Below are 11,147 nucleotides of genomic sequence, written 5' to 3' on the forward strand. Positions count from 1 at the left end.
TTTCATTACTTACCTGCATTAGTACTTGGCTCACTATTACTATTCGTTGTGGTTGGTTGCTGTATCTGTACTTTATTTCCAGGCGTCGCGTTTTGCAGGCCATCAACAATTACATTGTCTTGTGGATCCAGTCCCTTCACCACGGCATGCCTTCCCTCTTCTTGACTACCTAAGGTTACATGTTTTAATACCACTACGTTATTGTTATCCACGGTCAATAGGTACGAACCAATTTGATCATAAAGAATTGCTGTATCAGGCACAGTTAATTGCTTTTTGGGCTCAGAAATTGCCACTCTTACTTTTACAAAGAGGCCAGGAACAAAAACATAATCCTTATTGGGCAAAAGGGCGCGTAGCTCCATAGTTCCTGTAGACGCATTAAGGCCGGTGTTCACAAAGTCCAGGGTTGCTTTGTATTTAAAGGTCGTTTCATTTTGCAAGCTAATTTCCACTGGAACTTTATTTATATCTTTAGGTTTAAATCCTCGGGCACGTGCGGCAGCTCTTAGTTTAATTAAATCAAGTTCATTTAAATTAAAATAAACATAGATGGGATCAATCTGCTCGATGGTTGCCAGGTTTGTTGCTTCACCATGCCCAACCAAATTGCCAACATCGACCAGATGGCGGCCAATTCGTCCATTAAACGGAGCAAAAATATGGGTATAGCTGTAGGTAATTGCAGCATTTATTTCATCAGCCTCTGCTTTATCAACTTCTGCAGCCATCTCCAGAGTTTTAGCATACCACTTCTCTACCTCATTTAATGAAGTAGCATGTTGTTTATACATCCTTTGTTGCCGGGCATATTCTGATTTATCATAGGCAAGTTCGGCTTTTTGCGCAGCTACAGTAGCTTTAGCTGCTCTTAATTGTTCAAAATAGGGTTCAGGCTGAATGACAAATAACTCCTTTCCTTTTTTGATAAACGTTCCATCTACAAACTCAATTGAATCAAGATAACCTTCGACACGTGCAACCAAATTAACTGAGTTATATGCCACCATGGTTCCAGTTTGCGTCACGTACTCAACCATTTCTTCAAGTTTTGGTTTTTGTACAACCACCGTTGGCAGAGGAATAGCAGGTACAGTACTTTTACTAAAAAGATGCGTTAATAAATATATAAAAAATAAGATCGCAATTATTGCTACAACTCTGACTGATGTTGAATCTCTATTAAAGTTCATGCTCAATACCATTTTTGTTTAATTTTTCTTATGTAGCCTGGGTAAGCATACCCTGGAAATCATCGTTTTTATCCGTAAAACATCTAAAAGCTGCCGTCTTCATTTTGGTGGCGATTACCAATTAGGTAAATAAAGTTCTTTTATTTCCTCTTTTTTAGTTCGGGGTGCCATATGATTTTTCTCTTTGAGTAAAGAGCCCCAATTGGTTCTTGCCGCCATTTCAGCTTTTATTTGTTGCGGCACAACATCGTTACCACCTCGAATTTCCCAACCACCACCAAGAGCGCGGTAAAGGGATACTAATGCTGCGGGAATGTTTGCTTGAGCACTAACCAGCGATGTCTGCACACTTAACTGTTGTTGTTCCGCATTGAGCACTGGAGTAAAGTCGGTTTCCCCCTCCATATATCGTATTATTGCTAACTTTAAGGTTTTAACTGCAGCAATATTTGCTGTTGTTAGCGCACGCTCAGCTTTTTTAGCTTCAATATAGGCAGTAATGCTATTTTGTACTTCCTGTTGGGCCTTTAAAACCAGATTGACATAACGTAATAAAGACTGCTGGTAAGCAGCATCTTGTGCTCGCACGGCATTGGTAATTTGTCCATAGTTTAAAATTGGCCAAGTTAGGCTGGGGCCTGCTGTTATGTTTCGGTTAGATGGTTGAAAAAGATCAGAAAGAGAATTTGGACCAATATTATTGGAAGAAAAGGAAAAGGTCCCATTCAATGCAAGCGAAGGAAAAAGATTGGCTTTTATTTCGCCAATCTTGGCAGACTCAGAGACTGCCTCTAAACGTGCTTCATAAATATCTGGCCGCCTTGCTAAAGTTTCCTTAGGAATACCTACTGCCACTGTTGAAGGAGCGATGGGAATTCCTCGGCTTTTCCTAAGTTGATTATCCACCCCATTGGGTACAGTACCTAATAGAAGGGCAAGCGCATTTTTTTGTTGCTCAAGGCTGCTTTCCAAAGGTGGGAGTGAAGCCTCCGTTTGTGAAAGCTCGGTCTGGGCTTGCTCTACATCAATGAGATTGGTTTGCCCTGCATTATAACGAGCACGAGCTATATTTAACCCCTCTCTTTGAACCACGATATTTTGTTTTGTGACCTTAATTTTTGTCTCATACATACGAATGTTGATATAGGTAGTGGCAACATCAGCAGTAAGCGTGACTAAAGCATTATCGTAAGCAGCAAGAGAGGATAAAAATACAGCATCATTAGCCTGAATAGCTCGTCTATATTTACCCCAAAAATCAATTTCCCAATTTGCAGAAAACCCCAATGATAAAGTTTCGAAAGTAGGAGGCAGAACAGTTTGTAGCTCGCTGCCGCCAATTTTGTAATAATTAAAACTGCTAACCGCTGCTTGTTGCTGTGGATAAAGTTCCCCAACGGATTGAGCTAATAATGCCCTGGTTTGCAAAACCCGTACTCCAGTTGCCTGAAGCGTTAGATTGTTATGGTAGCCTTGATAAATTAAAGAGGTAAGAACTGGATCATGAAATACCTGCCACCAATTAGTATCTTTGAATGGGGTTTCTTTAACTGATGCATTTTTTTGGGGCCAATGGGCTGCGACCGGCTTTATTGGTTCTTTATAATTTGGACCAACCATACAAGCACTAAGCATCAGGCTAATCGCAAGAGTAAAAATCTTTAACATAAATGCTAATATTTCCCTCTTAAAGTTGCTCCCCATCATGGAATGGTATTAGCGGTTATTACGTCTAGGTACTGTATCATTACTAAGAACTATTTAATAGATCAAATCTGGACATTATTTTAGAGGCTCAAAATCACATATTCGTGAATGATGGCCATGCTCAAGCAGCTGAATTGGCAACATTGCCCAAAAAGAATCGCTTTGATACATCTTGGACAAATATAGCTCTCGAACTACTTTTCTCCAAGAGTTCCAGGATCGTTTTTCTAAGGGTTAGACGCTGAAGTAATAACTTGTAATTGAGTTACATTTTGCAAACCGCGCGGCAATCTATTCCCTCTACGTCCACGCTCACCTTTATAATGCTCCAGATCAGCCCCCTTTAAGGTAAAATGACGTTTACCGGCATGAACGGTGAGTGTATCGTCCGCGGTTAATACTTGTATGTCGATTACATATTCTTCGCGCGATACCACTTTGGCAGTTGGAATACTAATTAATTTATTCCCCTTTCCACGCGATAATTCTGGAATTTCTTTCGTAGAACAAATAAGCAGCCGCCCTGCGTTAGTGGCACAAGCAATGAAAAGCTCATCATGTTTAGGGAGTATTCGAGGAGGTAAAATATGACTCGTTTCAGGAAGCTTGATGCAAGCCTTGCCATTGCGATTTTTCACATAAAGATCGCCGATTTTTGCAATAAACCCATATCCAGCATCACTTGCTAATAGTACAGATTGGTCAGCTTCACCGCCAACGGCAGCTTCAAACAAAGCACCTTCAGCCGGATTAAGTTTACCAGTCAAAGGCTCCCCTTGGCCACGTGCTGAAGGTAACACATGCCCGGGCAAAGAATAAACTTTTCCCTCGCTATCAAAAAAGAGTATTTGTTGATTTGAACGTGCTGTTGCTTGCGCTTTAAAATCATCACCTGCTTTAAAACTCAATTCACAACCATTTATATCATGCCCTTTTGCAGCCCTGACCCACCCTTTTTTTGAAAGTACTACGGTAATAGGCTCATTAGGTAATATATCTTCTTCTTTTAATGCTTGTGATTCCTGGCGAACAATAATGGGTGAGCGACGAACATCACCAAATTCATCCCTGTCATTAGTGATTTCTTCTTTCACTAATTTTTTTAAGCGCTGCTCTGAGGCTAAAATAGCTTGTAAATTATCTCGCTCCATGCAAAGCTCATCCAGTTCTCCTCGCAATTTTATTTCTTCTAATTTTGCCAAATGGCGTAACTTCATCTCTAAAATGGCTTCTGCCTGACGGTCACTAATATTAAAACGAGCTATTAATCCTTGCTTGGGCTGTTCATGCTCACGAATAATGGCGATCACTTCATCGATATTCAGATAAGCAATAAGTAATCCTTCGAGTACATGGATGCGATCTAAAACTTTTGCCAAACGATATTCCAAACGTCTTCTTACTACAGATATCCTATATACCAACCACTCAGATATAATCTCAACCAATCCTTTTACTCTTGGCTTACCATCAAGTCCAATCATATTGAAATTAACGCGGTAGCTTCGTTCTAGATCGGTAGTAGCAAATAAATGAGACATTAACCCTTCAATATCTACACGGTTGGAACGGGGAACGATGACCAAACGTGTTGGATGTTCATGATCAGATTCATCACGTAAGTCTTCAACCATTGGCAATTTCTTTTGTTGCATCTGTAGGGCAATTTGCTCCAGTACTTTGGCTCCTGAGACTTGATAAGGCAATGCAGTAATCACTATATTTTGTTTTTCCTGGTTGTATACCGCTCTCATTTTTATAGAGCCATTCCCTGTTTCGTACATGGCACTAATTGCTTCAGGCGGTGTAATTATTTCAGCCTCAGTAGGAAAATCGGGACCTTTAATATATTGAGTAATTGCGGCTAAATCTGCATGGGGATTATCCAATAAGTACACGCAAGCATTGGCAACCTCTGTTAAATTATGAGGTAAAATATCGGAGGCCATACCGACGGCGATACCTGTTGCGCCATTTAATAAAATATTCGGTAACCGTGCAGGCAACAAAGCCGGCTCTTGTAATGTGCCATCAAAATTGTCAACCCAATCCACCGTTCCTTGTAAAAGTTCCGCTAATAAAACTTCAGCATAGCGCGAAAGTCGAGCTTCCGTATAACGCATTGCAGCAAAAGACTTGGGATCATCTGGAGAGCCCCAATTTCCCTGGCCATCAACAAAAGGGTAACGATAGGAAAATGGCTGCGCCATAAGTACCATAGCCTCGTAGCAAGCGCTGTCTCCATGCGGATGAAATTTACCCAATACATCCCCAACGGTACGTGCTGATTTTTTATATTTGGCGGTAGCTTTTAGTCCTAATTCAGACATGGCATAAACAATGCGTCTTTGCACTGGTTTTAGTCCATCCGCAATATGAGGCAAAGCTCTATCTAAGATAACGTACATCGAGTAATCCAGATAAGCTTTTTCGGTAAATTCGGCTAGTAGTTTTCGTTCAGATACTTCATTCATTGTTTTTGCATTCATTATATTAATAATCACTATTTAATCATTGCAATGCTATATTGCAAAGTAATTTTAACACAGGATTGATTATGTTAGATAATTCACTTCTATAAGTTGTGAATAACTTTATGAAACACCACAAAAACAATAACGATATTTAATCTAACCAATTGAAAATAAATAGATTTTTGATTATGTCTTTTTTTGAGGCACTATTATCCTGTGGATAACTTTGTGCATTATTATAGAATAAAAGCACTAAGTCCTTGTAATTACCACAAAAATTACCATTCAATGATTCTATAAATAGTGATGTATAATCTATATAAGGGAAAATTGATTCAGAGATTTGTTATGGACAACAATAGCATTTCATCTTCTAAATTTAATAAGTTTTTACTTTATATTATTTTTATCCCTGCACTTGCAGTTGTATCAGGTATTGGGATTTTATCCTATCATGAAGTAAATAAAGTGCTTGATGCCAATAAATCGGTTGCCCATACTTATCAAGTCATTCAAGCTACCGATAAAATATTAATAACAATTATCGATATTGATTCTGAGCTAGAAGCTTATCTTCTCTCCGATGATGAACAGTTTATGATGAATATTGATAAAATGAAATTTGACTTAAAACAAGATTTTGATAATTTATTTTATTTAGTTAGGGATAATTCCTCTCAAATGGAACGAATCTCTCATTTTCACGAGTTAACGAATCAAAGACTCAAACAATTAAATCAAGCCATTCAGTTAAAAGTAAATAATAAACTCAATACTCCGGAGGAGAACGATTTTTTTCTTCAAAAACAAGATCTTTCCAATCAAATTAAGAGTGCCACCCAAGAAATAAAATCTATTGAACTCGTCTTATTAAAGGAAAGAAACAAGATCGCACTCAATAGTGCGAAAACGACAAATATTGCCATTATCGTAGGAAAAATAATTAGTTTTTGTGGCCTAATTATCGCATTTGCTTTGGCAAATAGAGAGCTATCCAGAAGTCTCAAAGCCGAGCATAACAGGAAAAATATTGAAAGCCAATTAAGAAGTATCCTGGAAGGAGCCACAGATATGATTGCTGCTTTGGATAATCAATACCGTTATATGATGTTTAACGAAGCATATCAACGTGAGTTTAAACGTATATTTGGCCAACCGATAGCGATTGGCATGACTTTGGATGACATCCTTACGAGTGCAGCTAACTCCTCAAAAAATAAATTAATAGCGCAGTGGAATGAATCCCTAAAAAGCGGGGAATTTGTGCGAAATATTGAGTTTGATATCAACAAAGAGCTTAATGTCTATGAAATTACCTCCAGCTTGATTAAAAATGAAAATAACGAGACTAATGGAACGGTACATATTATTCGCAATATAACCAAACATATTCAAGAGCAACTCGAACTAAAGGAATCTTACAAAAAGCTCCATGCAGGAATGCAGGCACTACAAGATAAAAACGAACAAATTACACTGCTTGTCGAGATGAGTGACATTATGCTTGCGTGCAGTTCTCAAAAAGAATTAAGTAATGTGATGAGCAAATATTGTCAACGCATACTCCATTTTGCACGTGGTTATTTGTATATTATGCATCCATCAAAAAACTATTTGGAAATGGCAACAACCTGGGGGACTCCAAACACTCAGGAAGCTACGTTTACACCTAATGATTGCTGGGCAATTCGATTGGGAAAGATGCATCAGGTGAACCATTCTCATAATGAATTAATTTGCAACCATGTAAACGTTTCAAGTGAGCAGGCTTTATCATACCTTTGTATTCCATTAATGGCTCAAAATGATATTTACGGTTTATTATACATGGAAGTTTCCGAAGAACCTGCAGGTGCATTTTCACAAAATCAGCAACTCCTGATTACCGCTTTTTCTGAACTAACCGCCCTGGCATTTGCGAATGTGCGCTTAAGAGAAAACCTCCGTTACCAATCAATGCGAGATCCATTAACTGGATTATATAATCGCCGTTACTTAGAGGACTTTCTCTTAAAACAAATTCATCAATCCGAACGAACGAAAAGTCCAATTTCTCTCTTAATGTTAGATTTAGATCACTTCAAAAAAATAAACGATACTTATGGACATGATGCAGGAGATGTTGCATTAAAAGAACTCGGTAAAATATTACAAGAGGATATTCGTGTTGGTGATATTGCTGCTCGCTATGGTGGAGAAGAGTTTATTGTGGCTTTTTACAATACCGATGAAAAAACAATTAAAACACGTGCTGAGAGCATTAGAGAAGCAGTTTCTCGACTTCAAGTAAAATATGGCGCTCAACCTGTAGGCCCCATTACTGTCTCCATTGGAGTAGCCGTATATCCAACGGATGGCCGCAATACTAACGAGTTAATTGAATCTGCGGATAAAGCTTTATATTTTGCTAAGACCAACGGAAAAAACAGGATTGTTTTATATTCCGAAATAGATAATAGAAAACCGCATGTAAATAAGAAAAGAAATAATCCATTTAAAGACCAATTAATTTGACGTTCATGAATTTGAGGCACTATTATGGAAATAACATGGCAAAACAGGTGCTGACACAGCCCAATTAATGCTCATCCCTGGATCGTTGGTTATTGGCTAAAAGCCTGAGGTCAGTGTTGTTTACTCGCTATTATAGGCTTTCTTCGTTTATGAAAGACATAATATAATCCCGGCAAAACAAGCAAGGTTAAAAATGTTGAGGAAATAATTCCGCCTATCACAACGGTTGCTAAGGGTCTTTGTACTTCAGAGCCCGTCCCCGTTGCCAAAGCCATGGGAACAAATCCTAAAGAAGCAACAAGAGCGGTCATTAATACAGGACGAAGGCGTGCCAAAGAACCTTGCAATACCGCATCCTTTAAATACAATTTTTTTTGTTCCCTAAGCTTATTGATAAAGGTTATCATCACTAAACCATTTAGTACTGCGACTCCTGAAAGAGCAATAAAGCCAACACCTGCAGAAATCGATAAAGGGATACAGCGAGCCCACAAAGCAAATACCCCCCCAGTTAAAGCAAGGGGAATACCTGAAAACACTAATAATGCATTTTTCACACTACCAAAACTCATAAATAACAGCAGAAAAATGCCAACTAATGTAATAGGAATGACTATTTGTAACCTTTGTGAAGCAGATTGCAATTGTTCAAACTGTCCTCCCCAAGTAATCCAATAACCACTAGGTATTTTGATATTTTGCTCCATACGTAGTTTGGCATCACTCACGAATGAGCTTAAATCACGACCACGAACATTTGCGCTCACGACCACACGTCGCTTGCCAATCTCACGACTGATTTGATTAGGACTTTCACTACGCACCATTTTGGCTACTTCACTTACAGGAATATAATGTCGTGTGCCATCTTTACCAGGAGGTAATGGAATAAAAATCTGTCTCAATACATTAGGACTTGAACGTAAAGACTCGGGCAAACGCACGATTAAATCAAATCGCTTATCTCCTTCAAACAGCTCCCCACCTTTCTTTCCACCGGTGGCGATCACAATGGCATCTTGGACAGCGCCAATTTGTAATCCATATCGGGCTAAGGCATCACGATTAATTTCTACGGTCAACAAAGGCAACCCACTTACTTGCTCTACTTTGACATCTGCAGCCCCGGGTACTTTTTTAAGTTGAGTACTGATATTTTCAGCAATATCCAATAAAGTATCCATATCATCACCAAATACTTTAACGGCCACATCGCTGCGCACCCCTGAAATCAATTCATTAAATCGCATTTGAATGGGTTGCGTGAATTCATAATTATTACCTGGGATTTGCTTCACTGCGTCTTCAATTTCCTGTACCAATTTTTGTTTGTTTTTCTTTGGATTTGGCCAGTCTTTTCGTGGTTTTAAAATAATAAAGGTATCGGCAACATTTGGTGGCATGGGATCAGTAGCCACTTCAGCAGTTCCCAGTTTAGCAAATACTGTTTGAACTTCAGGAAATTGTCGCACGCGTTGCTCCACTAAGTCTTGCATTTCTATAGATTGGGTGAGACTCGTTCCTGGAATACGCATGGCATGCATCGCAATATCACCCTCATCAAGGCTGGGGATAAACTCCCCTCCCATACGAAAAGCAATTAAAAAGCTAATTAACACTAAAACTACAGCTGCACCTATAACCCATAATCGTGCGTGAAAACAATAACGTAATATGCGTGCATAACCTTGCGAAATATAATGGACTAACTTATTTTCCTTCTCTTGTACGGGTTTCCGTAAAAAAATTGCAATCGCGGCCGGGACAAAAGTTAATGCAAATAACATTGAAGCCATAAGGGCAATAATAACTGTTTCAGCCATTGGTAAGAACATTTTCCCTTCCACACCGGTCAGCGTAAGGATAGGAAGATAAACTACCGTGATGATAAAAACGCCAAAAATGCTGGGACGAATAACTTCTGTAGTTGCATAGGCAATTACCTTCAACCGTTCATCAAGTAGTAATGGACGCTGTGCTTCATGTTGTTTTTCGCCTAAATGCTTCATGCAGTTTTCAACGATGATCACAGCACCATCTACAATTAAACCAAAATCAAGTGCGCCTAAACTCATGAGATTAGCGCTGATTTTATTAGTCACCATACCTGTAATAGTCAGTAACATCGATAGGGGTATAACCATAGCCGTTATCAGTGCTGCACGGATATTCCCTAAAAATAAAAAGAGAATAATACAAACAAGCAATGCCCCTTCCAATAAGTTCTTTTTCACCGTATTAATCGTAGCATTTACTAATACGGTACGATTATAAACTGTAGTAGCCTCAACTCCCTCAGGAAGCGACTTGTTGATTGCTTTCATTTTAGCAGCCACTCGCTCCGAGACAGTTCTGCTGTTTTCGCCCATCAACATAGACACAGTGCCTAACACTACTTCTTGGCCGTTTTCAGTAGCAGCCCCTGTGCGTAGCTCTGTACCTAAAATCACTTTAGCTACATCACGAATTCGTATGGGGGTTCCTTCAAAGCTCGCAATGACAATATTTTCAATATCAGGTATGTTTTGGACTTGCCCAGGAACTCGAATAAGGTTTTGTTCCCCATTATGTTCAATATATCCTGCACCCACATTGGCATTATTGCGTTGAAGTGCATCAACCACCTCATTTAAGCCCAAATTATAACGAACCAATTTAGCCGGATCAGGGGTAATGTGGAACTGTTTTTCATAACCACCAATAGTGTTGATTTCAGCAACACCCTCTACATTGCGCAATTGGGGCTTAATAATCCAATCCTGGATCGTGCGCAGCTCCGTGGGATTATAACGTTGCACTTTAGGTACATTCGACTTATTAGTGATCGTGTACATAAAAATTTCACCGAGACCCGTAGAAATAGGTCCTAAGGTGGTTTCTGCTTCGGGCGGTAATTTATCTTTAACCTCTTGGAGGCGTTCATTAATTAATTGCCTAGCAAAATAAATATCTGTTCCATCTTTAAATACGACTGTAACTTGTGATAATCCATAACGTGATAGGGATCGAGTATAATCAAGATTTGGTAATCCACTCAGTGCTAACTCAATGGGAAAAGTAATACGTTGCTCTACTTCGAAAGGAGAATAACCAGACGCCTCCGTATTAATCTGTACCTGTACATTCGTAATGTCAGGAACCGCATCTATAGGAAGCCTTTGAAAATTGTAGACTCCAAGTAGCGCAATAATGAGCGTGAACAACAGGATAAACCAGCGATGTTTTAAAGAAAAGTGGATGATTTTTTCCAGCATCTTTT

The 11,147-nt window shown here is 39.1% G+C and carries 5 protein-coding genes; 1 reads left to right on the forward strand and 4 read right to left on the reverse strand.

All coding sequences use genetic code 11. The features are described 5' to 3' along the window. Window positions 1-5: 5 nt before the first annotated feature. The 3 genes from EKG34_RS15110 to parC all read right to left on the reverse strand — a co-directional run bounded on the left by EKG34_RS15110 (window position 6) and on the right by parC (window position 5,389). Window positions 6-1,193 (reverse strand): efflux RND transporter periplasmic adaptor subunit, encoded by a 1,188-nt coding sequence (locus EKG34_RS15110; protein WP_223800079.1) that lies wholly within the window; start codon window positions 1,191-1,193, stop codon window positions 6-8. Window positions 1,194-1,307: 114 nt separating this feature from the next. After that, window positions 1,308-2,861 carry an efflux transporter outer membrane subunit gene (locus EKG34_RS15115; protein ID WP_003633933.1) on the reverse strand — a complete coding sequence of 518 codons (1,554 nt, stop codon included), beginning with the start codon at window positions 2,859-2,861 and terminating at the stop codon, window positions 1,308-1,310. A gap of 266 nt (window positions 2,862-3,127) precedes the next feature. Continuing rightward, window positions 3,128-5,389, reverse strand: a complete 2,262-nt coding sequence (gene parC / locus EKG34_RS15120; RefSeq protein ID WP_003633931.1) for a DNA topoisomerase IV subunit A — start codon at window positions 5,387-5,389, stop codon at window positions 3,128-3,130. A gap of 333 nt (window positions 5,390-5,722) precedes the next feature. Between parC and EKG34_RS15125 the strand changes: the two genes are divergently transcribed. Beyond that, the gene (locus EKG34_RS15125) at window positions 5,723-7,888 is read left to right on the forward strand and encodes a sensor domain-containing diguanylate cyclase (protein WP_003633928.1); all 2,166 of its coding nucleotides are present in this window, start codon (window positions 5,723-5,725) and stop codon (window positions 7,886-7,888) included. 110 nt (window positions 7,889-7,998) lie between these two features. On the opposite strand, the gene EKG34_RS15130 is transcribed toward EKG34_RS15125, so the two are convergent. Next, window positions 7,999-11,142 (reverse strand): efflux RND transporter permease subunit, encoded by a 3,144-nt coding sequence (locus EKG34_RS15130; protein WP_003633926.1) that lies wholly within the window; start codon window positions 11,140-11,142, stop codon window positions 7,999-8,001. Window positions 11,143-11,147: the final 5 nt, after the last annotated feature.

It is taken from the genome of Legionella longbeachae (genome assembly GCF_004283175.1).
GTDB lineage: Bacteria > Pseudomonadota > Gammaproteobacteria > Legionellales > Legionellaceae > Legionella > Legionella longbeachae.

Bases quoted from the DNA above. Each gene is read 5' to 3' on its own strand.
- EKG34_RS15110 (WP_223800079.1), bottom strand. From the start codon at position 1,193: ATGAACTTTAATAGAGATTCAACATCAGTCAGAGTTGTAGCAATAATT.
- EKG34_RS15115 (WP_003633933.1), bottom strand. From the start codon at position 2,861: ATGTTAAAGATTTTTACTCTTGCGATTAGCCTGATGCTTAGTGCTTGT.
- EKG34_RS15130 (WP_003633926.1), bottom strand. From the start codon at position 11,142: ATGCTGGAAAAAATCATCCACTTTTCTTTAAAACATCGCTGGTTTATC.
- parC (WP_003633931.1), bottom strand. From the start codon at position 5,389: ATGAATGCAAAAACAATGAATGAAGTATCTGAACGAAAACTACTAGCC.
- EKG34_RS15125 (WP_003633928.1), top strand. From the start codon at position 5,723: ATGGACAACAATAGCATTTCATCTTCTAAATTTAATAAGTTTTTACTT.